At 64.5% G+C, this 26,340-nt stretch carries 23 protein-coding genes, 1 tRNA gene and 1 pseudogene; 18 read left to right on the top strand and 7 right to left on the bottom strand.

The features are described 5' to 3' along the window. Positions 1-298: 298 nt before the first annotated feature. The 6 genes from LV476_RS01210 to LV476_RS01185 all read left to right on the top strand — a co-directional run bounded on the left by LV476_RS01210 (position 299) and on the right by LV476_RS01185 (position 9,528). The gene (locus tag LV476_RS01210; protein WP_250072480.1) at positions 299-796 is read left to right on the top strand and encodes an Lrp/AsnC family transcriptional regulator; all 498 of its coding nucleotides are present in this window, start codon (positions 299-301) and stop codon (positions 794-796) included. A gap of 73 nt (positions 797-869) precedes the next feature. Beyond that, positions 870-1,358, top strand: a complete 489-nt coding sequence (locus tag LV476_RS01205; protein ID WP_250072479.1) for a DUF5615 family PIN-like protein — start codon at positions 870-872, stop codon at positions 1,356-1,358. Between the two features lie 85 nt (positions 1,359-1,443). Then, on the top strand, positions 1,444-2,436 hold the full coding sequence (locus tag LV476_RS01200) for a lipid A deacylase LpxR family protein (protein WP_250072476.1): 993 nt from the start codon (positions 1,444-1,446) through the stop codon (positions 2,434-2,436). A 211-nt stretch (positions 2,437-2,647) separates the two neighbouring features. Continuing rightward, positions 2,648-6,718 carry a PAS domain S-box protein gene (locus tag LV476_RS01195; RefSeq protein WP_250072473.1) on the top strand — a complete coding sequence of 1,357 codons (4,071 nt, stop codon included), beginning with the start codon at positions 2,648-2,650 and terminating at the stop codon, positions 6,716-6,718. Between the two features lie 173 nt (positions 6,719-6,891). Continuing rightward, entirely contained in the window at positions 6,892-7,200 is a 309-nt protein-coding gene (locus LV476_RS01190; protein ID WP_250072471.1) for a hypothetical protein, read from the top strand. A gap of 3 nt (positions 7,201-7,203) precedes the next feature. Beyond that, positions 7,204-9,528: a S8 family serine peptidase gene (locus LV476_RS01185; protein ID WP_250072469.1), complete on the top strand. Its 2,325-nt coding sequence runs from the start codon at positions 7,204-7,206 to the stop codon at positions 9,526-9,528. A 69-nt stretch (positions 9,529-9,597) separates the two neighbouring features. Here LV476_RS01185 and LV476_RS01180 read toward each other — a convergent pair whose 3' ends face one another. The 5 genes from LV476_RS01180 to LV476_RS01160 all read right to left on the bottom strand — a co-directional run bounded on the left by LV476_RS01180 (position 9,598) and on the right by LV476_RS01160 (position 12,628). After that, positions 9,598-10,608, bottom strand: a complete 1,011-nt coding sequence (locus LV476_RS01180; protein ID WP_250072468.1) for a COX15/CtaA family protein — start codon at positions 10,606-10,608, stop codon at positions 9,598-9,600. Next, positions 10,605-11,615: a PepSY-associated TM helix domain-containing protein gene (locus tag LV476_RS01175; protein WP_349665990.1), complete on the bottom strand. Its 1,011-nt coding sequence runs from the start codon at positions 11,613-11,615 to the stop codon at positions 10,605-10,607. The genes LV476_RS01180 and LV476_RS01175 overlap by 4 nt, the downstream gene beginning before the upstream one ends. Next, positions 11,612-11,806 (bottom strand): hypothetical protein, encoded by a 195-nt coding sequence (locus LV476_RS01170; RefSeq protein ID WP_250072464.1) that lies wholly within the window; start codon positions 11,804-11,806, stop codon positions 11,612-11,614. Before LV476_RS01170 ends, LV476_RS01175 begins: the two co-directional genes overlap by 4 nt. 212 nt (positions 11,807-12,018) lie before the next feature. Next, a complete protein-coding gene (locus LV476_RS01165) occupies positions 12,019-12,216 on the bottom strand; it encodes a hypothetical protein (RefSeq protein ID WP_250072462.1) in 198 nt (65 codons plus the stop codon). A 31-nt stretch (positions 12,217-12,247) separates the two neighbouring features. Next, positions 12,248-12,628, bottom strand: a complete 381-nt coding sequence (locus LV476_RS01160; RefSeq protein WP_250072459.1) for an STAS/SEC14 domain-containing protein — start codon at positions 12,626-12,628, stop codon at positions 12,248-12,250. A 257-nt stretch (positions 12,629-12,885) separates the two neighbouring features. Here LV476_RS01160 and LV476_RS01155 point away from each other — a divergent pair, with 257 nt between their 5' ends. Both LV476_RS01155 and LV476_RS01150 read left to right on the top strand, forming a co-directional pair. After that, on the top strand, positions 12,886-13,809 hold the full coding sequence (locus tag LV476_RS01155) for a homocysteine S-methyltransferase family protein (RefSeq protein WP_250072458.1): 924 nt from the start codon (positions 12,886-12,888) through the stop codon (positions 13,807-13,809). A gap of 170 nt (positions 13,810-13,979) precedes the next feature. Then, the gene (locus LV476_RS01150) at positions 13,980-15,764 is read left to right on the top strand and encodes a protein adenylyltransferase SelO (protein ID WP_250072457.1); all 1,785 of its coding nucleotides are present in this window, start codon (positions 13,980-13,982) and stop codon (positions 15,762-15,764) included. A gap of 82 nt (positions 15,765-15,846) precedes the next feature. Here the strand turns inward: LV476_RS01150 and LV476_RS01145 are convergent, their stop codons facing one another. Next, positions 15,847-16,569: a hypothetical protein gene (locus LV476_RS01145; protein WP_250072456.1), complete on the bottom strand. Its 723-nt coding sequence runs from the start codon at positions 16,567-16,569 to the stop codon at positions 15,847-15,849. Positions 16,570-16,745: 176 nt separating this feature from the next. Between LV476_RS01145 and LV476_RS01140 the strand changes: the two genes are divergently transcribed. The 10 genes and pseudogenes from LV476_RS01140 to LV476_RS01095 form a co-directional block, all read left to right on the top strand. Beyond that, positions 16,746-16,822 (top strand) — tRNA-Val (locus LV476_RS01140). A 143-nt stretch (positions 16,823-16,965) separates the two neighbouring features. Then, positions 16,966-17,397, top strand: a complete 432-nt coding sequence (locus LV476_RS01135; protein WP_250072455.1) for a DUF3429 domain-containing protein — start codon at positions 16,966-16,968, stop codon at positions 17,395-17,397. A 202-nt stretch (positions 17,398-17,599) separates the two neighbouring features. Then, positions 17,600-19,507, top strand: a complete 1,908-nt coding sequence (gene thrS, locus LV476_RS01130; protein WP_250072453.1) for a threonine--tRNA ligase — start codon at positions 17,600-17,602, stop codon at positions 19,505-19,507. A gap of 108 nt (positions 19,508-19,615) precedes the next feature. Continuing rightward, positions 19,616-20,179 (top strand): translation initiation factor IF-3, encoded by a 564-nt coding sequence (gene infC / locus LV476_RS01125; RefSeq protein WP_250072451.1) that lies wholly within the window; start codon positions 19,616-19,618, stop codon positions 20,177-20,179. 219 nt (positions 20,180-20,398) lie between these two features. Continuing rightward, positions 20,399-20,599, top strand: a complete 201-nt coding sequence (gene rpmI / locus LV476_RS01120; RefSeq protein WP_058575634.1) for a 50S ribosomal protein L35 — start codon at positions 20,399-20,401, stop codon at positions 20,597-20,599. Between the two features lie 11 nt (positions 20,600-20,610). After that, complete coding sequence (gene rplT, locus LV476_RS01115; RefSeq protein ID WP_058575633.1) at positions 20,611-20,970, top strand: 50S ribosomal protein L20; 360 nt, start codon at positions 20,611-20,613, stop codon at positions 20,968-20,970. Positions 20,971-21,185: 215 nt separating this feature from the next. Beyond that, on the top strand, positions 21,186-22,196 hold the full coding sequence (gene pheS / locus LV476_RS01110; protein WP_250076191.1) for a phenylalanine--tRNA ligase subunit alpha: 1,011 nt from the start codon (positions 21,186-21,188) through the stop codon (positions 22,194-22,196). A 109-nt stretch (positions 22,197-22,305) separates the two neighbouring features. Then, positions 22,306-24,681: a phenylalanine--tRNA ligase subunit beta gene (gene pheT, locus LV476_RS01105; protein WP_250072449.1), complete on the top strand. Its 2,376-nt coding sequence runs from the start codon at positions 22,306-22,308 to the stop codon at positions 24,679-24,681. A 23-nt stretch (positions 24,682-24,704) separates the two neighbouring features. Next, the gene (locus LV476_RS01100) at positions 24,705-25,007 is read left to right on the top strand and encodes an integration host factor subunit alpha (protein WP_058575631.1); all 303 of its coding nucleotides are present in this window, start codon (positions 24,705-24,707) and stop codon (positions 25,005-25,007) included. Then, a pseudogene (locus LV476_RS01095) lies at positions 24,985-25,249 on the top strand (MerR family transcriptional regulator); the annotation flags it as partial. The gene LV476_RS01100 and the pseudogene LV476_RS01095, both read left to right, overlap by 23 nt. 278 nt (positions 25,250-25,527) lie before the next feature. Here LV476_RS01095 and LV476_RS01090 read toward each other — a convergent pair. Further along, on the bottom strand, positions 25,528-26,328 hold the full coding sequence (locus LV476_RS01090; protein ID WP_250072447.1) for a GNAT family N-acetyltransferase: 801 nt from the start codon (positions 26,326-26,328) through the stop codon (positions 25,528-25,530). Between the last annotated feature and the right edge of the window lie 12 nt (positions 26,329-26,340).

Here is a 26,340-nt window from a genome sequence, read left to right as displayed (position 1 = left end):
TCTTTTTCCTCTTATTTACATACTGTTAGACAAACATTCGCCAAAACATGGCAAGGCAATCGATGCACCACGCTGGCGCGGCCACCCTCCTCGGCGCACCGCACTTTGTAAGAAAATCGACACCCTTGTGATCGTTTGTCAGCCAGAAGCGGCACAAACGTAGTCAAACCAGCACGCATTCCCACCGCAACGCACCCGAATGTCACCTACTGCGCCCCGAAAGGGCCGATTTGCACCAAACGGGTGCCGAAATACCCACCGCACCCCGACCTTTTCCCACCCGCCGCCTCGAAGCCCGATGGCAGGAAACATGCACGGCATCGGGCAGTTTGCGCTGGAGAAAAACGAGATGAACCGACTGGATACCGAAATCATCGGCATGCTGATCAAGGACGGACGTTTGTCCTATGCAGAAATTGCCCGCCAGCTTGGCGTCACGCGGGCGCACGTCCGAGATCGGGTGCAGGTACTGGTCGATAGCGGCTCGATCGAGCAGTTCACGGCCGTGATCGACCCCGAGAAGCTGGGCAAGTCCGTGTCGGCCTTCCTCGACATCAAGGCCACGCCCGAGACGATCGAGGAGATCGCCCAGTCGCTGGCGGACCAGCCCGAAGTGATCAGCCTCTACATCATGAGCGACATGCGCAGCCTGCACACGCACGCCCTCACCGACTCGCAGGAATCGTTGCTGGCATTCGCCTCGCGCGAGATCTACGGACGGGAGGGTATCGTCAGCGTCGAGTGCCAGACGCTGCTCAAGCGGGTCAAGAACCGGGTCGGCGGCCCCCGGTTGTAAGCACCGCCTCCGGGCGGGAAACCCACTAGGATGAAAGGCAGGATTCACCCCAGACACGCGCAGTCCACCAGCCATGGCCATCCCCCGCTTTCTCTGCGACGAAATGCTCGAGCGTCTCGGCCGCTGGCTGCGAGCCGCCGGCTACGACACGGCGATCGCCACGCCGGGCAGCGACGACCGCGAGTTGGTCGATCAGGCACGTGAAGAGGAACGTTGGATGGTCACCCGTGACCGCCACCTCGCCCGCTTTCGCAACGGCGACGGCCGCATCGTGCTACTGGAGAGCAACGACACCCCCGGCCTGGCGGCCGAGCTGAGCGAACGTTTTCACATCGACTGGCTGCGCCGGCCGTTCTCGCGCTGCCTCGACTGCAACACGCCGCTGCGCCCGGCCACGCCCGAACAAGGGGAACGCGTGCCGCGCACGGCCCGCGCCTTCTCGTCGGAGGCCTGGTACTGCCCGACTTGCGACAAGGTCTACTGGCCGGGGAGCCACGTCCGCCGCATGCGCCACACGCTGGAGAACTTCGCCCACCGACAGTGGGTCGTAGCCGGAGATTGACGTGGACGGTGGCGCCAGCCGCCACCGCGAACTCAATGGGAATGCTACTGTTCTGGGTAACACTCCCCTGTCAAAGGACGATTTCATGCGCGCGAACATGCTTCACTGGCACACCGTCGGATGGCTGGCGGCACTGAGCATCGCCAGTCCGCTGGCGCAGGCCGAAAGCCTGTTCTCGATCAAGACCGAAAACGATGCCTATGTCGGCGCGGGCGACGGTCACTACACCAATGGCTTCGAGATGTCGTGGGCCTACGAGACCGACGCGGATCACTGGAGCCACTCGGTCGCCAACTTTGTCCCGGGCTGGCGGCCGGAAGAGGTGGTCGGCATGTCCTATCGGCTCGGGCATCGCATCTATACGCCCAAGCGCATCACCGTAGCCGCGCCCCAGCCGGATGACCGGCCCTACGCCGGGGTGCTCTACACCGGCGCCTCCGTTCACGGCCAGGACCAACACGACGGCTGGCATGAAACGCATAGCGTGCATGTGGATGCCGGCATCGTTGGCCCCAGCGCCGCTGCCGAGCCGATTCAGGAGCACTTCCACGAGTACATCGCGGGCGAAAAACCCGAGGGCTGGGACTACCAGCTGTCCGACGAGCCGTTCCTCAACATCGGCTACGAGCACGCCTGGATCGACGAGTTCGCCATCGGTCCGCTCGATTTCGAGTACGGGCCGACCGCCGGGTTTGCCGCAGGCAACCTGTACACCTACGGCTCGGGCGGCCTTCTGTTCCGTTTCGGCAGCCATCTGGACAAGAGCTACGGCATTCCGTCGATCGCCCCGGCACAAGGACAGCGCGCATTCTTCCGCCGCGACAAAGGGTTCGGCTGGTACGTGTTTGCCTCCGCCGAGGGCCGGTACATGGCGCACAACATGCTGCTCGACGGCAATACGCACAAGGACGGCCCCTCGGTCGAACGCAAGCCGTGGGTAGCAGACGGCCAGGTCGGCTTCGCCGTGAACTGGGACCGCTGGCAACTCGCCTACACCATGGTCTGGCGCACCAAGGAATTCGAGACGCAGAACACCCGCGACCGCTTCGGTTCGCTCACTCTGTCGATGTGGATATAACCCCGGCCATCACACGAACGAAAGCCGTGCCCCGTCTAGGGACACGGCTTTTTTTATACCCGACCGTGTCGTGACGAAGTCGGCGCCGCTACCGGAAAATCGGAGACACCCCACCTCGACGTCCGACCTTGTTCGCCCCGACGGGCGAAACAGTGTCATTCACGGTACCCTTTTCAGTCACGCGCATCCCACCAAGAAAAGAAGACAACGCATGGACGTGCCGAACCAGGAACAACGCATCCGGGAACTGGAGGCGGCTCTCGAAACGGAGAAGGAGCGCGCCGACGATCTGTACGCGGAGATGTTCACACGCAATGCGGCGCCGAAGCTGCTGATCGCCGCGGACTCCGGCCAAATCGTGGATGCCAACCCGGCGGCCATCTCGTTTTACGGCTATGACCGTGAAACCCTGCTCTCACTCAACATCAGTGACATCAACACCGCGAATCCCGATGAAATCGCCAGCGAGCGGCAACGTGCCGCGCGCGAGGAGCGACGGTACTTCCGTTTCTGCCACCGGCTGGCGAGCGGTGAGGTGCGGGATGTCGAGGTCTACAGCGGCCCCGTGATCATCGAGGGCACACCCTGCCTGCACTCGATCATTCACGACGTCACCGAGACCCGGCGCTACCAGGAACGACTCGAGCACTACCGTGAAATCTTCGAGTCCCTGCCAGTGGGCGTCTACGAGAACGCCCCGGGCGACGACGGCCACTTCTCGGCCGTCAACCCCGCCATGGTCGATATATTCGAGGCCGAGGACGCCGAGGAACTCATGGCCACGCCCACCGCCCGGCTCTACCCCGACCCGGCGGACCGCAAGGCCTTCTCCGACAAGCTGCTTGAGGCCGGGGAGCTACAGGGCGAAGTGCTACACCTGCAGACGCTGAAAGGCCGGCCGATCGAGGTATCGCTGAGCGCCATGGTCCGGCATACGGACGATGGCGATGTCGTTTTCGGCGGCGTGATGTCGGACATCACCGAACAGGAGCAGACCCGCCAACAGCTGATAGAAAGCGAGACGCGCCACTGCAGCATTCTCGATGCCATGGCCGAGGGTGTGATCCTGCAGAATCGCGAAGGTGAAGTCGTCGAGGCCAACGCCTCGGCGCGGCGCATTCTCGGCGTGGACGACTCCGAACTGCTCGGCTGCCGCTCCGACAACCCACGCTGGCAGGCCATTTATCCTGACGGCTCGCCCTTCCCCGGCGACGAACACCCCATTTCGATCAGCCTGCGCGACGGGGTCTCTGTGCGCGAGCAGGAGATGGGCCTGCCGCAGCCGGACGGGCGCACCCGCTGGCTGCGCATCAACAGCGAGCCGCTGTTCCTCGGCGACGACGAGACACCCTCGGCGGCAGTCGCCACGTTCATCGACGTGACCGACCGATTCGAATCACGTCAGCGGCTCGCTCATAACGAATCGCGCTATCGCGACCTGGTGGAAAACCAGCCGCAAATCGTTCACCGCTACCTGCCCGACACCACCATTACCTTCGCCAACGGCGTATTGGCTCGCCTGATGGGCACCGACGCGGAGAATCTGGTCGGTTACCGTTGGATCGGCGCGATCGAGCCCGAGGCCCGCGACGAAATACTGGCCGAACTCAACCGGCTCACGCCGGACAACCCCGTCAACCATTACGAAAATGCGCTGACGATCGCCGACGGCAGCAAACGGTGGATTCACTGGACCAACCGGGCGTTTTTCGACGAAAACGGCAAGCTGGTCGAGCTGCAGGCGGTCGGTGTCGACTTGACCGAGCGGCGCGAACTCGAGGAGAAGCAGAAACAGCTCACCGAGATCATCGACGCCCTCCCCGACCTGGTCGCAATCGCGACGCCGGATGGCGAGCCGTTCTACTACAACCGCGCCGGTCTCAAGATGCTGGGCATCGACTCGATCGAACAGCAGCGGGGGACGAATGCACGCGACCGTCATCCGCCATGGGCAGTCTCGCTGATCGTAAACACGGCGCAACCGATCGCACGCGAGAAGGGCTGGTGGCAAGGGGAAACCGTCTTTATCGACTGGCACGGCAACGAGATCCCGGTGCTGCAGACGATCATCGCCCACTACGATGCGGACGGCGAACTGACGCGCTATTCGACCATGATGCGCGACCTGTCCGAGCAGAAGGCCCGCGAGTATCGCCTGCGCCAGCTCACCGCGATTCTCGAGGCCACCCCCGATTTCATCTCGCTCGCCGATCCGGACGGCAAGGTGCTGTACATCAACCGCGGCGGCCGCCGGCTGCTCGGTCTGAGGGAAGACAGCGACCGCCCGGTTGAAGACGAAGAGCGTCTCACCATGCTTGCGAAAACAGGCGCCTGGGCCCAGCCCGACTGGGCCGCCAAGCTGATCAAGCAACAGGGGATACCGCAGGCGATTCGCGACGGACAATGGGAAGGAGAAACCGCGCTGATTACCGCCTCCGGCGAGGAACTGCCGGTCTCGCAGGTAATCCTGTCGCACCGTGACGACGACGGCCGGCTGCAGCGGCTGTCGACCATCATCCGTGACATCAGCCGGCACAAGCACCTCGAACACGCCCTGGAACGCCGCCAAAGCACGCTCGAGACACTCCAGCGCATCACCGCCTCGAATGACGACCTCGAGACCCGCCTGCACAAGATGCTTGAGCTCGGGGCCGAAACCTTCGGGCTCCCCTACGGCGTCATCAGCCACGTCCGCGGCAACGAGTACTACGTACGCACTGCCATCTCGCCGGGCGACGTGCTCAAGCCGGGCATGCACTTCGATCTCGAGAAGACCTACTGCGTCCACACCCTCGCGGCAAACGCCCCGACCGGGTTCCACGAAGCCGGCAAGTCCTCGATCCGCAACCATCCCTGCTACACCGAACAAGGGCTGGAAGCCTACCTGGGCGCCCCGATCCATGTCGGCAACGCCGTCTTCGGCACGTTGAGCTTCTCCCGCCCCGAACCACACGAGCCATACAGCACCTACGACTGGCAGCTGGTCTCGCTGATGGCGCAGTGGGTGAGCTACGAACTCACACAGGAAGCCGACCGCCGGGCACTCGAATCCGAGCGCAACCGGTTCATCGGTGGCCCGACGGTGGTCGTCGGCTGGCGATGGGAGACCGGCAGCCCGATCACCTACGTCTCGCCCAACGTCGAGGCCGTGTTCGGTCTCAAGCAGACCGATCTCATCGGCCAGCACTACCTCGACCGGATCCACCCCTCGGATCGCGCCGAGTGCCGCCGTCAACTCAAGAAGATCGAATCCGGCGACTTCGACCAGGTCGAGCGCGAATATCGAATGCAGAACGGCCACGGTGATTACCGCTGGGTTCACGACTTCGTCGTGGCCGACCGCGACTCACACGGCGCCGTCGAATCCCTCAACGGCTACCTGCTCGATGCCACCCAGCGCCGGGCGCTGGAAGCAGACCAGCGCCTGCTCGCCGTGGCCTTCCAGACCGGCCAGGCCCTGATGCTGCTCAGCCCCGACTGGTGCATCGAGCGGGTCAACGATGCCTTCACGCGCCTTACCGGATACGCGGCAGACGAAGTGGTCGGCCGTGATCCTCTCTTCCTCGACTCCACCCGAAACTCCGACGACTTCCGGTCGGCGTTTTCGCAGGCCCTGTCACAACAAGGCTGCTGGGAAGGCGAAGTGCATCGCTGCCACAAGGACGGCCACGACGTGCCCTTGTGGGAATCGATCTGCTCGGTCACCGACGGGGCCGGCCAGATCGAGCACTATGTCTCGGTATTCCACGACATCAGCGAACAGAAACGCGTCGAACGTGAGCTCGAACACCTGGCCTCCCATGATCGCCTCACCGGCGCGTTCAACCGGGGCCAGATCTACGAGCTGCTCGACGCCGCCGAAACTGCCCGCCAGCGTTACGGCACGCCGTTCTCAGTGCTGATGTTCGACATCGACCACTTCAAACGCATCAACGACACCTTTGGCCACCAGGCCGGTGATCAGGCACTGGTCGAACTGTCGCGCCGAGTCGACAGTCTCCTGCGAATCACCGACCAGTTCGGCCGCTGGGGCGGGGAGGAATTCCTTGTGATCGCCACCCATACCCCGATCAACGGCGCGATAAAGCTCGCCGAACGCATCCGCGAAACCATCGGCGACACACCGTTCCCCGATATCGGCACGGTCACCGTCAGTATCGGTGTCGCCGAGATGCGTGACGGTTTGACTATCAAGTCGCTGGAAGCACGGGCCGACCACGCGCTTTACGCCGCCAAGGATGGCGGACGAAACCAGGTGCAGATCGCGGCACGATCCTCGTGACCTTCCTTAAAACCAGTACGTTAGTGTCATATGCATAACACCATCCGCATATGACAGGCCTCCATCCGTTCGACTACATGTAGTGAGGACAGCACCGGGCGACCAAAACGGACACCAGCCCGGTCGACTCGCCGACCCAATCGGTGAAACGGTTCTCGGAACGGAGAGGCACGATGCCCATTCCATCTCCCAAGGCCCTGGCCACGCTTGCATCGAGCGTTTCACTGGCCGCCTGCATGACCTCCTCCGCGGTAGCGGACAACACCTTCGGCGAACTCAACGGCGTGCTCGCCTCGGGCGCACCGGTGGTGTTCGTGCCGGTGGGCACCAACGATCGCGGCTGCACGATGTACACCAAAAAGCCGTTGCGCGACGGCATCCTGGTGGACACGGGCATCTGGTATCGCACCGCCCATGACCAGTTCGTGCTCGACGCAGACCGTTGCGTGCCGGACCATCTCGCACCGAAGCGGGAGGACTGACCCATGCGCCCGTCCAGACGTGTCGCGATTGTCTGCGGCTCGGCCGCCATGGCCCTGCTTCTCACCGCCTGCGGGGGTGGTGGCGGTGGCACGGCCCCGCCTCCCAGTGATTCGGGGACCGGCACATATACCTTCACCCCCGTTCAGCCGGCCGAAACCATCACCGAAAGCAACTCGGGCGAGCCGAACCCCTCCGAGGTGATCGCGGTCATCGACACCGGACTGGACCAGAACCACACCGAGTTCCAGGGCGACAACCCCGTCGGCGAGCCGATCGTCGCCTCGACCAGGGACTCCTGTGTGAACGCCGGCGGCTGTACGGATCCCAACGACACCTCCGACGAAACCGGTCATGGCACCGCCGTGGCCTCGCTGATCGCCAGCCGGAATCTGGCCTATTCCGGCAATTCGCAGTTGGCGGTGTACGACATTTCCGATGAAAGCAGCGGGGATGCGGAAGTCGGCTCCATCACACAGGCACTCAGTGACGTCGTCGACAACGGCAACCGCGTCGCCAACCTGAGTTATGCCGTGGACATGATCCGGACGCGGCAGGCCTATGGCGTCCTTACCGACGAGCGGCTACAGATCGACCGCTTCGTCAATTCGGGCGCGGTGCTGATCTCCTCGGCCGGCAACACCGCCGAGAGCTACTCCGATATCGTCGGTTCGAGCTGGGATGCGGACAGCGCCGAACTCAACTCGATGATCGACCAGTATCTGGTCGTCGGCGCGCTTGCCGATGACGAACTGGCCAGCTACTCCAACGTCGCCGGCAGCAATTCGCTGGTCCAGAGCCGCTTTCTGGTCACGCAGGGCTCACACACCGTCGCCATCGCCAACAGCACGCCCGATGCCTATGGGACGGGAACGGGAACGTCGTTCGCCGCACCGATTGTCTCCGCGGCCATGGCGACCATCCTCTCCAAATGGGACCACTTCACGCCCGCGGAGGCCGCGCAACGACTGCTCGACACCACCGACCGGGAATTCGCCAACCGCAACGATTCGTCCAGCGACAACTACGGCGATAGCTCGTGCGGCGCCTCCAACGACACCGACTGCGGGCTGTATACCTACGGTCAGGGTCGGCTCGACATCGAGGCGGCACTGGCCCCCGAGGGCGTGGTTTCCGTTGCCACCACCGCCTCCGTCCCCGACGGCAGCAATCCGGATGCCGGCTCGTCGATCAGCACCTCGGGGCTGGTGCTGCCCGCCGGGCTGGGCGACACGGCGGAGCAAATCGCCACCGCCGCCTCGCGGGTCGAGGTCTTCGACGAGCTGGGCCGAAACTACACCGCCGACCTGTCGAGCATGGTGCAGACCGCCACCGACCCGACCAGCGGGCTCGGCTACCGAATGAGCCGCTTCCTCTCTGCCGGCCTGGGCGGCGAGGCCTTCGGCCATGACCCATCCACCGGCACCACCCAGCGGGTGCGCATCGACGGAGCCGGCCGGTTGAACCTGGCGTCGATCGGCACGGATAGAGACACCCACGGCATCAATGTCGAGGCCTACCACTTCGGTCACGGCAGCTCCGCCCCTGACGCTGAGGGGTCCACGGGGATGGCAATGGTCTTCTACGCCGGCAACACCCCCATGGCCAACCAGATCGACTCGGCCAACGGCATGAGCATCGAACTGCCCATCGCGCCGCGACTCTCACTCACTTCCCGCTACTGGCAGGGCGAGAAGCGCCTGTCGCTCGACCCGACCGGCCAGGCCGACCGCCTAAGCAACCTGGCCTTGGGCCTCAAGGCCGAATTGCTCAAGGGGATCAACCTGACCGCAGGCTATGCCAGCCTGGACGAATCGGCGGGGTTCCTCGGCATGAGCGGCATGGGCGGGTTCTCCACCCGTGCCGGTTCCGACATGGGCCTGATGCAGTTGGGTATCGATGCACGCTTCGGCGGGCTCTCGGCGTTCGCCAGCTTCCAGACCGGCCACGCCGAGGCCGGCTTCGAGCGCAGCCTGATCCGCCGCATCGAAGCCGACGTCGAACAACTCGCCATCGGCGCGGCCTACGCGTTCGACCATGGCCGCAAGCAGATCGCCTTGGTCGCCAGTCAGCCGATGCACCTGACCGGCGGCACCGCCGAGATGAAGCTCGCCACCGATCGCACGCGCGACGGCGACGTCGTCTATCGCCACGAATCCATCCCCCTCTCGGCCGCCCACACCCCGACCAACTACGAGATCGGTTATCGCCAGCGTCTAGGCAAGAAGACCCTGCTGGGCATCAACGCCATGCGGATGGAAAACGCCCCCAGCCAGAGCGACGGCAATGTCGACCACGGGGCAATGGCGATCGTCGGGTATCAGTTCTGACGCCAACGCGCGGGGTTAACAGACCCTAGCGGCGTAGGTCCCGCGTGTCGGTAGCGACTTCGGGCTATTTCACCGCGGAACCGACTTACCCGACATGGCGCCCTCTTCCCGATACCGCCCCGTCGAGGTCGACCGGGCGACTAATGCCGGTCGCAGCATTAGCAAGAACGCCTGCAGGCCAAACAAGGTCGCGGCCCCCAACAGATGGAGCGGCTGCACGGCGATCGGCAGGTCAAAGCCGACCAACGCGCCACCAAGGGTGACCTGCACGGCCAGCAACGCGACAAGCAACATCGCCATGCGTCGCGCCAACTGCCCGCCGCGCGACAGGCGCCACGCCAGCCAGAGATTGGCCAACACGACCAGCGTAGCCACCACCATATGCACGCTCAGGATCGCGCCGATTTGCTCTACCCAGCCGGTCCGAACGTGAAAGTCCGCCGCGGTTGCCGCCACCTGGTCGACCTGCTCGCGCACCTGCGCGCCGAGGCCGGTCTGGATGAGTGTCAGCAAAAGCGCCACCGGCAGCACCGGAAACCACTGGCGCCTCTCGCTCGGATCGATGCGCCATGATGACGGCAACGTGCGAATCACCACGCCCAGCAGCAGGAGAATCACGCCGAACGACAGCATCATGTGCGTCGTGACCACCGCCGCGTGCAGGTTCGTCTCGACCACCACCGCCCCAAGCCAGCCATTGAAACCCACCAGCACGAAGGCGCCGCCGGCCAAGGCCGGCAACCAGCGGTCGGTGCGACGGACCATCACCGCCAGCAGCAGCGTCATCAGGGAGAGAAAACCGATCATCGTGCCGGTCAGGCGGTTGAGGTACTCGGTCCAGGTCCGCACGGGATCGAAGCGCATCTCGTCGTAGCCATAACGCGCATATTGTTGCCGATAGTCGGCGGGCAGATCCGCCTCGCTCATCGGCGGGATCACTTGACCGAAGCAGGTCGGCCAGTCCGGGCAGCCCATGCCTGCGTCCGTCGCACGCACGGTGCTACCGACCCAGATCAGGAACAGGACGGCCACGACCGTCACGATGGCCATCAGGCGCAACTGCTTGAGACGTGGATTCAACGTGATCTCTCCTCTTTCACGGGGCGACCGATACGACCGGCCGGCCGGGCCAACGAACGCCGGCGGAATGCGATCAGCCCCAAGGCCATGGCGACCGGCAGCATCAGAGTGCCCCAGAACCAGACCACGTTGCCGCCCACCCCCAACAAACCGCCGGTATGGACAGCCGCCAGCCAATCGGCCGCCCCCGGGGCCGAGCGCTCGCCACCGGCCTGGTAGGCCAAGCCGAACGGCCCCACGCTGCCGGGCGACCGACAGCGCAACACCGCCCGGCCGTCCTCTCGCCACCAGACCGTCTCGATAGCTGCATCAACACAGGCTTCACTGCTGACCAACGTCTCAACGCCACTGTTGGCGTGCGGGGCCTCACGGCCACTCAGCGAGTAGCCCGCCGCGACGGCCCACAAGCCGGTCAGCGCACTGATCGACCATAACCAGGCGCCCACGGTGACGATACCGCGATGCGATCGCCCCACCCCGCCACCGTGACGGGGCGGGCGCCCTATCCAGCCGGACAGGAACAGGACGAGGAGCCCGGCCGACGACAGGATCACCAGCCACCGCCCCGGCGTCCCGGCAATCAGGCTCGCGTGGATCTCTCCCAGCCACTGCCGCGGGTCCTCATGAGCCGGCCGCTCACCCACCACGGTCTGCCGGTAGGGGTCGATGAATATCTGCCGCGGCTCGCCGCGCGCATCGACAAGCCGCGCCATCGCGGTGTCCTGTAGCCGAGCCGGCATCTCGAGGCGTTGAAGTCGTGCCTCGGGGTGATGTGCTTCGACGAGCGCAATCAGGCGCTCGACCCCGACCGCCTCGACACGGTCCGGTGGCGAGAGCGTCCAAAGCTCCGGGGCCAGTACGCGATCGATCTCGCGAGCGAAGGACAAGCCGGCGCCCGAAATCGCCACCACGGCCAGCGGGATGAGCAGCAGCACGCCTATCCAGGCATGGAGGCGCAACCGCGATCCCCGCCGAAAAGGACTCCCGGACCGTCGTACCGCGTTCACAGCAGGTAACGGTCGAGCAGTAAAGAGCGGAGAACGACCAGATACCCCAACAGGCCGATCCCGAGACGGCCAGCCTGGACCAGAGGCCGGTCGATGGCCGACGGGCAGGCCGGGAGCATCACCATCCTGGGTTTGCCAATCTCCACAATCGAGCACACCGGGCGTTGCAATCCAATTGCGAGTTCTGCCATTCCCAGATCCTTCTCTCCTTCTCCCCCAACCGACCCGAAGGGCCACGCGAGCAGGTTTCACGACCATGTCGCGTCGGAGTAATTCAATCGCTCCATGGTCGTTCCCATTCTGCGGCCGTGCAACCCGTTTTTTCGAGATGAAATTATTCTAATCGCAGTCTCGATTGAGTTTTGATCGGAGAGGGAATCTACCGCCTTGCAGGCGGAGGGGATCAAAGTTCGTCGGTCCCGCCGCGTCGCCCACCTCGCCCGATTTTCAGCAACCGGCCGACCAGCAGGTGCAGCAGCGGCGCGCCCACGATCAGCAGGCCAAAGGCGGAGAGAAACGGATCCACACCACCGAGCACCAGTGCCGCGTAAATGCCGGCCAGCACGATCAGCTCGACAAACAGGGCCATAAACAATCGCATCACTGCCTCCCCGTGACCACGTGGCAAACGGTTACTCGGCCAGCCAGCGCAGCGCCTCGTCCCGCGATTCGAAGAAGCGCGCCTCGCCGGAAATGAACCAGGAGCCGATTTTCGCCGCGACCTCCTGCCAGCGCTTGTCGCCCCAGATGGCGATACGGTCGAACACCGCGCCATGCCGCAGGCCGAGCCGGAAGTCGTCCCACAAGGCCCGCGGCTCCCAGCCCTCGAACTCGGTCGCCTCGACAAGGGCACGCAACCGCGGCTCTTTCACGCCGCTCAGCGCCCCCTCGATAACAGGTGCGATCTGTTCGTAGTCCGCATGGGTGAGGTGCCCGACGGCTCTGAGCACCAGAAGGCTGTATGCCCCGTGACGCTCCACACCGATGGAAAGGCCATGCCGCTTGCCTGTCATATCTCCCTCCGCACTCGGGAATCATCACCTGCCGGAACGGCCGATTGCCGCTACCTACCTAGAACCATAGTCATCACATCGGCATGGTGAACTCAACGGCGTGCTCGCCTCCATCGAAACGATCCTGTTCGTGCCGGTCGGTCCCAACGACCAGGACTGCAAGGGCGTCCACCACACTCAGCCATCTATCCCGAATTCGGTCGGCAACACCTGCCACAATGACAGTAGACAGCCGAACGATTCGGGATGGCATCAAGATGACGTACACCGCGTTGCAACAGGGCGAGGTCAGACTGCTCGACGGAGCGACCGGCACAGAGCTGGAAAAGCGTGGCGTGCCGATGAGCACCAACGCGTGGTGCGGTCGGGCCTCGCTGGACCATGTCGAAACGCTGGAGGCGATCCACCGGGACTACATCGAGGCCGGCGCGGACATCATCACGGCGAATACGTACTCGTCCTCGCGCGCGCTCCTCGCACTCGACGGTCTCAGCGACCAGTTCGAGGAGGTCAACCGCGCGGCGGTCCACGCCGCACTTCGGGCCCGGGAACGGTGCGATCGGCCCGAGGTTATGGTGGCCGGGTCGCTGTCCCATCGCGGGCCGATCGCAACCGGTTCGGCCCGACCGGACAGCGGCGCCATCAGTCTCGACCAGATGGCCACGGCCGTTCGCGAGCAGGCGCTGCTGCTCCGGGACGAAGGCTGCGACCTGGTTCTCCTCGAGATGATGTACGACCCGGCTCGGATGCCGCTCGTCTTCGAGGCGGCCGCGGACAGCGGCCTTCCGGTCTGGGCCGGGTTCTCGGCGCGGCGCAATGAAGCGGGCGACCTGCTCGGGTTCGGACCGGGGGAAGATATCCCCTTCGCGGACATCATCTCGATCCTGGACGACTGGGAGGTCGACGCGGCCGGCATCATGCACACGCCGTCGAACCTGATATCCGATGGCCTGGAGATCCTGCGCAGGCGCTTTGACGGTCCCCTCATGGCCTACCCGGACTCGGGGTATTTCACCTCCCCGCATTGGCAGTTCGAGGACGTGATCGCGCCTCGCGAGCTGCGCCGCTATGCCGAGGGGTGGGTCGAACAGGGCGCGCAGATCATTGGAGGCTGTTGCGGCCTGTCTCCTGAGCACATCGCGGCACTCGCACCGCTGAAACGCGGTCCGACAACGCAATAAACCTCGCGAGCGGCCTTGCTATCTCGGGCGGGCATCTCTTGGCTCGACGTCGTCACTCGACAAAGCAACGCGCGTACCATGCCGCCCCGACCCGCACGATCGACGACCGCGATCAGTGCAGCCACCCGACGCAATCTAACGTCCGTCACCTGGTATAGCCGGAAAACCCCATGACCCAACAACAGAACCAGGACCACTTGTCTAAAACACCCTCCGCCATCTCAAGTCTCGAGGAGCTCGCCGGCGTCGCCGACTACTCACTGATGAGAACGCTGAAACGGGATCCGGACGCGACGAGCAATGGCATCGATCACTCACCGCGACAGGTGTTCTCCGGGCATTACGTACCCGTCAAGCCGACCCCGATCGAAAACCCGGAATACGTCGCCCATGGCCGAGAGCTTTTCCGTGACCTGGGCTTCGACGAGCAACTGGCTCGGTCGGACAGATTCGTTCGCCTGTTCTCCGGCGACCTGGACGTCGTCCCCGAGACGATGAGCCATGTCGGCTGGGCCTCTGGCTATGCCCTTTCCATCTATGGGACGGAGTTCGACCGCCAATGCCCGTTTCAAACCGGAAATGGCTACGGCGACGGTCGAGCGATATCCGTACTCGAGGCCGTGACCCGCGGCCAACGATGGGAGATGCAACTGAAAGGGGCGGGCCGCACACCCTATTGCCGGGGCGCGGATGGGCGAGCGGTATTGCGCTCCAGCGTGCGCGAGTTCCTCGCCCAAGAGCACATGCACGCCCTTGGGATACCCACATCGCGCTCATTGAGCCTGTACGTATCCAAAACCGAAACCGTCGATCGGCCCTGGTATTCGGATGGCAGCAACTCCATGAACCCCGATACGCTGGTGAGGGAACCCGTTGCCATCTCGACCCGCGTGGCGCCCTCTTTCATGCGGGTCGGCCAACTCGAGCTCTTCAGTCGCCGCGTTCGCAAGCAGGCCCACCCGAAAGCCAGGGAAGAACTCGAAGCGATCGTCGCGCACCTGATCGAGCGGGAATATGCCGATATCGTTGATCAAGAGGCGGAGCTCGGCGAGCAAATCGTTTCGCTCGCGCTCGCGTTCCGAGACCGGCTCACCTCACTAGTTGCCGATTGGATCCGCGTTGGCTACTGCCAGGGCAACTTCAATAGCGACAACTGCGCGGCCGGGGGCTTTACGCTCGACTACGGTCCGTTCGGGTTTATCGAGGTGTTCGACCTCTACTTCCAACCGTGGACGGGCGGCGGGCGTCATTTTTGTTTTTCCAACCAGCCTGCCGCAGCGGAGCGAAATTTCCACACCTTCTGCACGGCACTGCGCCCCCTGCTGGATGACGTTCAGGAAGCCAACCAGCAGCTTGACATGATTCAGGACGCATTTGCCAAGGTGATGGGCGAGAAACTGGAACGAATGTGGGCGAGCAAACTGGGCCTAGCATCGGCCAACGCCGAGCTGTTCGCCGAGCTACAGACGTTGATGACAACGACCCCGGTCGACTACACGATCTTCTTCCGTGAGCTTTGCGCTGTTCCCGACAGCATCGAGCCGCTCAAGCAAAGCTTCTATACCGATCTCGAGGCCTCGAGCGTTTCAAGCAAACGGCCTGCGGAAAACACCCAGCCAATCGAAGAGCGCTGGTCGGCCTGGCTGGCCCAGTGGAGATCGCTCATCGGTGTCGACGACGCCACCAAGTCGGACACCGAGTTGGCTCGAACGCGCGCCGAGATCTCGAAAGCCATGAAACGGGTCAACCCGAAATACACGTTGAGAGAGTGGTTCCTCGTGCCCGCGTATCGACAAGCAGCGGCCGGCGATTACTCGCAGATCAGGGAACTGCAGGACGTGATGACACGGCCATACGCCGAGCAGTCAAAAGCGGTGGAGGAAAAATACTACCGCCTGAAGCCCTCATCCCTGTTCCACGTCGGTGGGGTATCCCATTACAGCTGCTCATCGTGACGACAGCGAGGCGCTGAGGTGACAAACCTCCGCGTTCATCCCGCGATTATCTGCCCTCGTCGACGTATCGGTCGCCCCAACCTCAGCGGCTCAAGGCTGAAGTCGAAACGAAGTCTTTTAGCTCACCGGCATCGATCTTGTCCGCCGTGCCCGCAGGCACGGAAGCGATCATCGTGGAGTTGATCACACGGCTAACCGTTTCGTCGGGTGTCAGAATCGTCGCTGTATGCAGGGTGCCCTGCCACGCCGGTTGCGACTCGGAGTAGCTCGCACACGAGTTGTTGATGCAGACGATCTGATAGTCGGTGTTGGAAAAGCAGGGAACGCGGGTGGTATACGGGCGCAACAACTCATAACCGGGCTTGAACATGGGGTTGTATTCGGCCACGAACTCCTTGGGTGAGATGCCCAGATCAAACGCGCATTTGGCGTAGTCAGCGATCTCCAGCTCGGAATCGATTTCCGAAGGCTCGTAGCCGAGCATCAGCAAGGACTCATCCGGCCCGCCATCGAGATGCGGCCGTGTTGTTTCCTGTTGATCGAAGCGTGCGGCCGAACGATATGCCAGCGTGTTGCCGGTGGCGGATTCGTGAATCGCGGCCATTTCGCGCTTGAGGTCCACCATCAATTGTCGAAACGCAACGGAATCGACCTCGTGGCCAACATTGACTACACAGAAGCCCGGCTCGTCGAAATTGACGCGACACGTGCGGCGATAGATCTCAGCAGCGATCGACCTGACGTCCAACGACACCGAACGCATGCAAATCGAAGAGCGTGGCCAGGTTCTTGGTTCATTGTTCATACCTTGTGTCGATCTGAACTTTCCTTTGGCGAGGGACATGACGCGCGAGCGTAGCGCAGACACCCAGGCCCTTCAGACAGCACACTTCTGAACCGGCAACTAGGTGCACGCGGAGAACACCAAATCGCGCTTGACAGCCCGCCGCGACCCGGTAGAATGCGCATCCGTTCGACGACAGGCGCGTAGCTCAGTTGGTTAGAGCACCACCTTGACATGGTGGGGGTCGTTGGTTCGAATCCAATCGCGCCTACCAACACTGAAAGCCCGGCAGCATTAGGCTCGCCGGGCTTTTTCGTGCCCGGGTTCGGGCATGCATTTCTACGCCTTGCTCGACGCAGCTGCCACTGGCACGGTCTAGGCTTCAGTGGCGTATTACGGATGCTTCGAGGAGGCGCCATGGTCCGATCCCGTGAACAGACCGCTGCTTTCCACGCCCGTCTGGCCGGTTACGCCGGACTGGCTCCCCTCGTTGTCCCGCTACTGGTGATGTGGTGGCAGCCGAGCGCGGCCGAGCCGGCCATCACGGTTCAGCACACCTACGCGGCACTGATCCTGAGCTTTCTCGGCGGGATCTACTGGGGTATTGCACTGGCGAAGCAGACCGGTGCCTGGATCTGGCTGAGCGCGCTGCCGTCGCTGTGGGCCTGGCCGGCACTGCTCATGGGGCCGTTTTCCGCGACGTGGATGCTGATGATGGGCTTCGCGCTGATGCTCCTGCTGGACTGGGAAGCCCGCCAACGCGGCTGGATCCGTCGGTGGTTCTACCAGCTGCGCCTGACCCTGAGTGCCGTGGCGATCGTCTCCCTGCTGCTTGGCCTGGTCGGTTGAGCCCATCCGAAGGCACCATCTGAAACCGGCTGGCGGCCCTCCCCGGCCGTGTATCGCTCTGGTATGATTCCGGCCCTCAAATACCGTTAGCCGGGTGCGTCTCGACGGTCGATGCTGTCCGCACCCTTCTATCCACGCGGATGCAAACGCGGGCTTTGGTAGGGCCCGCCACTGGCATCCCAAGTGCTTCTCAGGAGGGCACATGCCGACTATCACGCTACCCGACGACAGTCAGCGCACGTTCGACCACCCGGTCTCGCTCGCGGAGATCGCCTCCGACATCGGCCCGGGCCTGGCCAAGGCGGCCGTGGCCGGCAAGATCGACGGCAAGCTGGTCGATCTGTCGCGCACCGTCGAGGACGACGCCGAGATCGCGATCGTCACGGCGAAGGACCAGGAGGGCGTCGAGATCATCCGCCACTCCACTGCGCACCTGATGGCGCAGGCGGTCAAGCAGCTGTTCCCCGAGGCACAGGTCACCATCGGCCCGGTCATCGACCAGGGCTTCTACTACGACTTCGCCTTCAATCGTCCCTTCAACGACGAGGACCTGGAGAAGATCGAGACCCGCATGCGCGAGCTGGCCAGCGAGGGCGACGAGCTCGAGCGCCGCGTGATCGAGCGCGACGACGCGGTGCGCTTCTTCAAGGACCTGGGCGAGGACTACAAGGTCGAGATCATCAAGGACATCCCGGGCGAGGAGCAGCTGACGCTCTACACCCAGGGTGACTTCACCGATCTCTGCCGCGGCCCGCACGTGCCGCACACCAACAAGCTCAAGGCCTTCAAGCTCCTCAAGGTGGCCGGTGCCTACTGGCGCGGCGACTCGGATAACGAGATGCTCACCCGCGTCTACGGCACCGCGTTCGCCAGCGAGAAGGAGCTCAAGCGCTACCTGAAGCAGCGCGAGGAGGCCGAGAAGCGCGATCACCGTCGTCTCGGCAAGCAGCTCGATCTGTTCCACTTCCAGGACGAGGCGCCGGGTCTGGTGTTCTGGCACCCGCGCGGCTGGGCGATCTGGCAGGTGGTCGAGTCGTACATGCGCGACATGTACCGCCGCTCGGGCTACGCGGAGATCAAGTGCCCGCAGATCCTGGACGTGTCCCTGTGGAAGAAGTCCGGCCACTGGGACAACTACCAGGAGAACATGTTCTTCACCGAGTCGGAGAAGCGGACCTACGCGGTCAAGCCGATGAACTGCCCGGGCCACGTCCAGGTGTTCAACCACGGCCTGCACTCGTACCGTGACCTGCCGATCCGCTACGGCGAGTTCGGCTCCTGCCACCGCAACGAGCCGTCGGGCGCACTGCACGGCATCCTGCGCGTGCGCGGCTTCACCCAGGACGACGGTCACATCTTCTGCACCGAGAAGCAGATCGAGTCCGAGGTGCGCGCCTTCCACGGTCAGGCACTCGAGGTCTACGACACCTTCGGTTTCTCGGACGTGCAGGTGAAGATCGCCACCCGTCCGGACAAGCGCATGGGCGCGGACGAGGTCTGGGACGAGGCCGAGGAAGCGCTGCGCGGTGCCCTGCGGGCGGCGAACGTCGAGTGGGAGGAGCTGCCGGGCGAAGGTGCCTTCTACGGACCGAAGATCGAGTACCACCTGAGTGACGCCATCGGCCGGACCTGGCAGCTGGGCACCATCCAGGTCGACTTCATGATGCCCGAGCGCCTGGGCGCGACCTACGTCGACGAGCACAGCGAGCGCAAGCACCCGGTCATGCTGCACCGGGCGATTGTCGGCTCGATGGAGCGCTTCATCGGCATCCTGATCGAGCACCACGCCGGCCAGATGCCGCTGTGGCTCGCCCCGGTCCAGGCCGTGACCATGGGCATCACCGACAAGCACGCCGAGTACGTCGGCCAGGTCGCCGAGCGCCTCAAGGCCGCCGGCCTGCGCGCGGAAGCCGACCTGCGTAACGAGAAGGTCGGCTTCAAGATCCGCGAGCACACCCTCGAGCGCGTGCCGTACCTGCTGGTCGCCGGTGATCGCGAGATCGACGCCGACTCGGTGTCCGTCCGTACTCGTTCGGGCGAGGACCTCGGCTCGATCAAGGTCGACGAGTTGATCGAACGGCTCAAGGGCGAGATTGCCGAGCACAAGTAAGCCCGGCCAAGCGGGTCGCGGTTGGCAACCACCGCGGCTTATATGCTAATTTTCCGCCAAACCTCCCCGAGCAGACCGCTCTGGGGTACTATTCCCGTTCAAACCTGATTGGAGGGTACGAACATCGCTCAACAACGCGGAAAGGGTCCAGCCAAAAGTGACGACCCTAGGATCAACGACCAGATCACTATTCGGGAAGTCCGGCTCGTCGACGAAAACGGCGAGCAGGTAGGAATCGTCGACACCGACGAGGCGAAGGATCGCGCTGCCAATGCCGGCATGGACCTCGTCGAGGTCTCGCCGACGGCCAAGCCGCCGGTCTGCAAGATCATGGACTTCGGCAAGTTCAAGTATCAGCAGAGCAAGAAGGCGGCCGAGGCACGCAAGAAGCAGAAGCAGATCGAGGTCAAGGAAGTGAAATTCCGTCCGGGGACGGAAGATCACGACTACCAGGTCAAGCTGCGCAATGCCCAGCGCTTCCTGAAAGCCGGCGACAAGGTGAAGGTCACCCTGCGCTTCCGCGGTCGAGAGATGGCCCACCGGGATCTGGGTGCCGAACTGCTCGAACGCATTTCGGAGGATCTGGACGAACTGGCCACCGTGGAGCAGCGCCCGCGCATGGAAGGCCGTCAGGCCACCATGGTGATGGCGCCACGCCCCGCCAAGACCTGATTCCCGGCCTTGTGCCGGCAGCCAGACATGACCCGCCCTAGCCGGCGGGTCTTTTCGTTGCCAGGCGAGAGCAGATCCGGTATCCTTATGCGCCGTTTTGCCGCCCCGGCATTCCCGCTCGCGGGAAGACCAAGGCAGGCAACGGAGAAGTCGCCCGCGCACGTTAAACACTCCGACGTGGCCGGGTATTCAAAAAACTAGCCAGAACTGGAGTCGATCATGCCCAAGATCAAGACCAATCGCGGGGCTGCCAAGCGGTTCAAGATCACCGCCGGTGGCGTCAAGCGTCGTCAGTCGCACCTGCGTCACATCCTCACCAAGAAGTCGTCCAAGCGGAAGCGTCAGCTGGGTTCGCCGGCCTACGTCCACGAAGCGGACGTTCAGCTCGTCGATCGCATGATGCCCTACGGCAAGAAGTGAGGAGATAGAACATGGCACGAGTCAAGCGTGGCGTAACCGCCCATGCCAAGCACAAGAAGGTCCTTAACAAGGCCAAGGGTTACTACGGTGCCCGTTCGCGTACCTACCGCTCCGCCAAGCAGGCGGTCATCAAGGCGGGTCAGTACGCCTACCGTGACCGTCGCGCGAAGAAGCGCGTCTTCCGCGGCCTGTGGATCGCCCGTATCAACGCCGAAGCGCGCAACAACGGCCTGTCCTACAGCCGGATGATCGACGGCCTGAACAAGGCCAACGTCGAGGTCGACCGCAAGGTCCTCGCCGACATCGCGGTGCACGACAAGCCGGGCTTTGCCGCCCTGGCCGAGAAGGCGAAGGCCGCCCTGGCCGGCTGATTTCGATCAGTCCCGGAACGGGGCGGTCGAGCGCCGCCCTCTTCCCAGCTCTTCTCGAAGGCGCCCCATGGCGCCTTTTTTCGTTGAAGGCATTGATTTTATTGGGTTTTACGCCACAATAACGCTCTTTGCCGGGCGCCCGTTCACACACGGATTCCCGGCAAAGGGTCAACGGTACCGAACGGATAAGGAGCACGTAGGCGGTGAGCAACTCCCTGGACGCCCTGGAGCACGACGCACTCGCTCGCATCGAGGCGGCCGACAGCCTCGACGCGCTGGAAGCCCTGCGGGTGGAATACACCGGCAAGAAGGGCTCGATCACGGCCCAGATGAAGACCCTCGGCCAGCTCGACCCCGAGGAGCGCAAGACGCAGGGTGCGGCCATCAACGCGGTCAAGGACCGGGTGATCGGCGCGCTCAAGGGCCGTCGCGAAACGCTGCAGGCCGAGGCACTCAAGGCCAAGCTCAAGGCCGAGACCATCGACGTCACCCTGCCCGGCCGTCGTCGCCCGCCCGGTGCCAAGCACCCGGTGACCCAGATCACAGAGCGCGTCTCCGCCATCTTCCAGGCGATGGGCTTCCGCGTCGCCGAAGGCCCGGAGATCGAGGACGACTGGCACAACTTCACCGCCCTGAACATCCCCGAGAGCCACCCGGCCCGGGCGATGCACGACACCTTCTATTTCGATGCCAACCACCTGCTGCGCACCCACACCTCGCCGGTGCAGATCCGCGCCATGCAGGAGACCAAGCCGCCGCTGAAGGTAATCGCTCCCGGCCGCGTCTACCGCTGCGACTCGGATATGACGCACTCGCCGATGTTCCACCAGATCGAGGTGCTCTACCTCGACGAGAACGTCCGCTTCACCGACCTGCGCGCCACGCTGGAAACCTTCCTCGCCGCCCTGTTCGAGCGTGAGGACCTGCCGATCCGCCTGCGCCCGTCGTTCTTCCCCTTCACCGAGCCGTCCGCCGAGGTCGACATCCAGTGCGTTCATTGCGGTGGCGACGGCTGCCGCGTGTGCAAGAAGACCGGCTGGATCGAGGTACTGGGCGCCGGGATGGTCCACCCCAACGTGCTGCGCTCGGTGGGCCACGACCCGGCCGAGGTGAGCGGTTTTGCCATCGGCATGGGCGTCGAGCGCCTGGCGATGCTGCGCTACGGGGTCGACGACCTGCGTGCGTTCTTCGAGAACGACCTGCGCTTCCTGCAGCAGTTCCAGTAACCCGATTCCCGTTCGGCCGCCCGCGGGGCGACCGAACACGAAATGATTTGTGTGCCCGGCCGCCAGCAAGGACGGCCGACCGGACCAAGGCCCGAGGACCTGACACGCGATGCTTTTTTCCGAGAACTGGCTGAGAACCTGGATTGACCCGCAGGCCGACACCGAGGAACTGGCCCACCGCCTGACCATGGCCGGCCTCGAGGTCGACGCCATCGAGCCGGCCGCCCCGGCCTTCGACAACGTGGTCGTCGGTGAGGTGAAGACCGTGCGCCCGCACCCGGACGCCGACAAGCTGCGCGTCACCGAGGTCTTCGACGGCGAGACCACCTGGCAGGTCGTCTGCGGCGCGCCCAACGTCCGCGAGGGCCTCAAGGCGCCGCTCGCCCGCGTCGGCGCCACCCTGCCGAACGGCATGAAGATCAAGAAGGCCAAGCTGCGCGGCGAGCCTTCCCACGGCATGCTCTGCGGCGGGGACGAGATCGGTCTCGCCAGCGTTCGTGACGGGCTGCTGGAACTGCCGGACGATGCGCCGGTGGGCCGTGACCTGCGCGAGTGGCTGGACCTCGACGACGCCGTGATCGAGCTCGGCATCACCCCCAACCGCGGCGACGTGCTTTCGATCGCGGGCCTGGCGCAGGAATGCAGCGCACTGTTCGACGCCTCGCTGGCCGCCCCCGAGACCCGTGCCCCGGCAGCTTCGATCGACACCACTCGCACGGCGGCGATCGAAGCCACCGACGCCTGCCCGACCTACCTCACCCAGGTGATCGAGGACGTCCCGGCCCGCGGCGACACCGACATGCTGATCGCCGAGCGCCTACGCCGCGCCGGCGTTTCCACCGTCGAGCCGATCGTCGACCTGTTGAACTACGTCATGCTCGAGACCGGCCAGCCGATGCACGCCTTCGACGCCGACCAGCTCGACGGCGACATCCGCGTGCGCTGGGCCAGGGCCGGCGAGAAAATGGTGGGTCTGAACGAGCAGGAACTGACGCTCAAGGACGACTGCCTGGTGGTCGCCGACGCCACCAACCCGATCGCGCTGGCCGGCATCATCGGCAGCCAGCCCTCGGGCGTTTCCGGCGAGACCCGCCGCATCGTGCTCGAGTCGGCCCACTTCACCCCCGAGGCCGTCGCCGGCCGTGCCCGCCGCTTCGGCCTGACCACCGATGCGGCCTTCCGCTTCGAGCGGGGCGTCGACCCGAGCCTGCCCCGGCAGGCGATCGACCGCGCCGCCCAACTGATCACCGAACTGCTCGGCGGCCAGGCCGGGCCGGTGGTCGAGGCGACCGGCGGCCGCGAGCTGCCCGCCCCGGCCGCGATCACCCTGGACATGGACTGGGCCGAGCGCCGCCTGGGTCTGCCGGTGGCCACCGACCGTGCCGCCGACCTGCTGACCCGACTGGGCTGCCAGGTGACCGCCGACGGTGACGTGCTCACCGTCGTGCCGCCGACGCGCCGCTTCGATCTCGCCATTCCCGAGGACCTGCTCGAGGAGCTGGCGCGCCTGATCGGTTACGACAACTTCCGCGCGCCGATCACCCGAATGACCCCGGAGATCGGCCTGCCGGCGGCCACCGAAAACACCACCACGCGCATTGGCGACCTGATGGCGGACCGTGGCTACTTCGAGGCGATCACCTACAGCTTCGTCGACCGCGATCTCGATGCCGTGATCACCCCCGACAGCCCGCCGATCAAGCTGGCCAACCCGATCGCCTCGCAGATGGCGGTCATGCGCCAGAGCCTGTGGCCGGGCCTGCTCGAGGCCGTCGCCCACAACCAGAAACGCCAGCAGCCGGCCATCCGCCTGTTCGAGACCGGCCACCGCTTCGCCGGGTCGACTGCCGACGCTGCACGCGAGACCGGCGAACTGGCCTTCGTCGTCGCCGGCCATGCCGCCCCCGAGCAATGGGGTCAGGCGACCCGCACGGTCGACTTCTACGACATCAAGGGCGATCTCGAGGACTTGATCGAAGGGCTCGGCCTGAGTGAGGCACTGGCCTTCCGGTCATGCGAGCATCCGGCACTGCACCCCGGTCAGTCCGCCGAGATCCTGATCAACGATGCCGCGGTCGGCGAGATCGGTGCACTGCACCCGGACACGCTCAAGGCCTTCGACCTCAAGGGCCCGGTATTCGCCGCACGCCTGTCGCTCGCCGGAATCGACGAGCGGCCGTTGCCGCAAAGCGCGCCGCTGTCGAAGTTCCCGCGCATTCGCCGGGACCTGGCACTGGTCACCCCGACCGCGCTGGCGTTCAGCGAGCTGGAGGCGGCCATCCGCTCAGCAGGCGGTAATTTCCTGCGCGACATTGAGCCGTTCGACCGCTATGTCGGCGAGGGCGTGGCCGAGGGCCATCAGTCGCTTGCGGTGAAGCTCGTGTTCCAAAATGACGAGCGGACGCTCACTGACGACGAAATTACCGATACAATCAACCACATACTCGAACACCTCCGCCAGCACGACGTCGAGCTGCGCGGTTGACTTGAACCCGGGAACCGATTTACATGGCTCTTACGAAAGCGGATCTGGTAGAAACGCTGCACAACGAACTTGGCCTCAACAAGCGCGAGGCCAAGGACTTCGTCGACCTGTTCTTCGAGGAAATGCGACAGGTGCTGGAATCGGGCGAGGACATCAAGCTCTCAGGCTTCGGCAACTTCCAGTTGCGGGACAAGAACGAGCGCCCCGGACGCAACCCGCGTACCGGGGAGATGATCCCGGTCACTGCCCGCCGGGTGGTGACCTTCCGCGCCGGCCAAAAACTCAAGTCGCTGGTGGAAGCCTATGAAGGCCCAGAGCAAGACTGAATTCACGTTCCCGCCCATCCCCAGCAAGCGGTATTTCACCATCGGGGAAGTGGGCCAGCTGTGTGACGTGAAGTCGCACGTGCTGCGCTACTGGGAGCAGGAATTCGAGTCGCTCAAGCCGATCAAGCGTCGTGGCAACCGTCGCTACTACCAGCGCCACGACATCGAGCTGATCCGTCTGATCCGCACGCTGCTCTACGAGCAGGGCTTCACGATCGCCGGCGCCCGCCAGCAGCTCGCCGCCCTGCCCAAGGCCTCCTCGCGCGAGTCCTCCAGTGCGCTCGAAGCGGTGCGCGACATGCGCGAGCGCATCAGCCAGAGCGGCGGCAACCTGCTGCAGCTCGACCCCCATGCCGAGGCCAAGGTCGAGGCTCATCCCGATGCCGAACCGGCCACGCCCTCCGACACGACCGTTCCGGCCGTGCACGAACTCGACCTGCGCGAGATTCGGCTCGGGCTCGAGACGCTGGCAAGCGAACTCGCCCCCTACTGCCGCGAGACCTCGCCCGAGGCCTAGCCCTCAGGCCGCGATATGGGCCCGACGCGGCTCCGCCTCGCGACGACGCTCGACGAAATGGCGTAGATAGCGCGACTGCAGATCCCCGCTTTCCAGCAGGATGAACAGATCCGCGCAACCAAAATCCGGATCCCAGCACGGTTCTCCACCGATCCTCGCCCCCAGCCGCATATACGCCTTCAACAACGGTGGCAAAGCGCCCGATCCGGCGTTGCCATCGTCCGGGACGGCCGGCAGGGGACAGCGCGGACGAACCCGCCGCTCGACCGGTGCCAGATGCCGCTGACGCAGTGCCTCGGTGATCGCCCGCGCGGCGACTCCGCCATCATCCATCGGGATCGACGCACAGCCGATCAGAAAGCCGAAGCGATTGTCGGCCATGAAACGCGCCAGTCCCGCCCACAGCGCGGCAATGGTGCCGCCGCGGCGCCAGGCCGGATCGACGCAGGTCCGACCGATCTCCATGACTCGCCCCGACAGACGTCGAATGGCCGCCAGATCGAATTCCTGCTCGGAATAGAAACCGCCAGTCAGGCGTGCCTGGGTATCGGTGAGCACCCGCGTGCAGGCGACCACCGCACCGGTGGCCCTGTCGCGGACCAGCATGTGGTGGCAGTGGGAATCGAATCGGTCGCGCTCCAGGCCACCGTGACCGGGCGGAATGCTCGCGCCCATTTCCTCGACGAACACCCGGTAGCGCAGGCGATAGCAGGCCTCGCGCTCGGCCGGCGTGGTCGCGACAACCACGTCGAGCCCACCCGTCTCCTTCGGCCGGCCGTGCCGGCGTGCCTCGTGTTGCTGCATGTCTCGTCTCTC

The organism is Guyparkeria hydrothermalis (genome assembly GCF_023555385.1).
Taxonomy (GTDB): domain Bacteria; phylum Pseudomonadota; class Gammaproteobacteria; order Halothiobacillales; family Halothiobacillaceae; genus Guyparkeria; species Guyparkeria hydrothermalis_A.
This window is presented reverse-complemented; position numbering and strand designations above follow the sequence as displayed.

Bases quoted from the DNA above. Each gene is read 5' to 3' on its own strand.
- LV476_RS01150 (WP_250072457.1), top strand. From the start codon at position 13,980: ATGACCCAACAACAGAACCAGGACCACTTGTCTAAAACACCCTCCGCC.
- LV476_RS01155 (WP_250072458.1), top strand. From the start codon at position 12,886: ATGACGTACACCGCGTTGCAACAGGGCGAGGTCAGACTGCTCGACGGA.
- LV476_RS01165 (WP_250072462.1), bottom strand. From the start codon at position 12,216: ATGCGATTGTTTATGGCCCTGTTTGTCGAGCTGATCGTGCTGGCCGGC.
- LV476_RS01205 (WP_250072479.1), top strand. From the start codon at position 870: ATGGCCATCCCCCGCTTTCTCTGCGACGAAATGCTCGAGCGTCTCGGC.
- thrS (WP_250072453.1), top strand. From the start codon at position 17,600: ATGCCGACTATCACGCTACCCGACGACAGTCAGCGCACGTTCGACCAC.
- rplT (WP_058575633.1), top strand. From the start codon at position 20,611: ATGGCACGAGTCAAGCGTGGCGTAACCGCCCATGCCAAGCACAAGAAG.
- LV476_RS01145 (WP_250072456.1), bottom strand. From the start codon at position 16,569: ATGAACAATGAACCAAGAACCTGGCCACGCTCTTCGATTTGCATGCGT.
- LV476_RS01090 (WP_250072447.1), bottom strand. From the start codon at position 26,328: ATGCAGCAACACGAGGCACGCCGGCACGGCCGGCCGAAGGAGACGGGT.
- LV476_RS01135 (WP_250072455.1), top strand. From the start codon at position 16,966: ATGGTCCGATCCCGTGAACAGACCGCTGCTTTCCACGCCCGTCTGGCC.
- LV476_RS01190 (WP_250072471.1), top strand. From the start codon at position 6,892: ATGCCCATTCCATCTCCCAAGGCCCTGGCCACGCTTGCATCGAGCGTT.
- LV476_RS01200 (WP_250072476.1), top strand. From the start codon at position 1,444: ATGCGCGCGAACATGCTTCACTGGCACACCGTCGGATGGCTGGCGGCA.
- LV476_RS01100 (WP_058575631.1), top strand. From the start codon at position 24,705: ATGGCTCTTACGAAAGCGGATCTGGTAGAAACGCTGCACAACGAACTT.
- LV476_RS01170 (WP_250072464.1), bottom strand. From the start codon at position 11,806: ATGGCAGAACTCGCAATTGGATTGCAACGCCCGGTGTGCTCGATTGTG.
- LV476_RS01160 (WP_250072459.1), bottom strand. From the start codon at position 12,628: ATGACAGGCAAGCGGCATGGCCTTTCCATCGGTGTGGAGCGTCACGGG.
- pheT (WP_250072449.1), top strand. From the start codon at position 22,306: ATGCTTTTTTCCGAGAACTGGCTGAGAACCTGGATTGACCCGCAGGCC.
- rpmI (WP_058575634.1), top strand. From the start codon at position 20,399: ATGCCCAAGATCAAGACCAATCGCGGGGCTGCCAAGCGGTTCAAGATC.
- LV476_RS01210 (WP_250072480.1), top strand. From the start codon at position 299: ATGGCAGGAAACATGCACGGCATCGGGCAGTTTGCGCTGGAGAAAAAC.
- LV476_RS01185 (WP_250072469.1), top strand. From the start codon at position 7,204: ATGCGCCCGTCCAGACGTGTCGCGATTGTCTGCGGCTCGGCCGCCATG.
- LV476_RS01195 (WP_250072473.1), top strand. From the start codon at position 2,648: ATGGACGTGCCGAACCAGGAACAACGCATCCGGGAACTGGAGGCGGCT.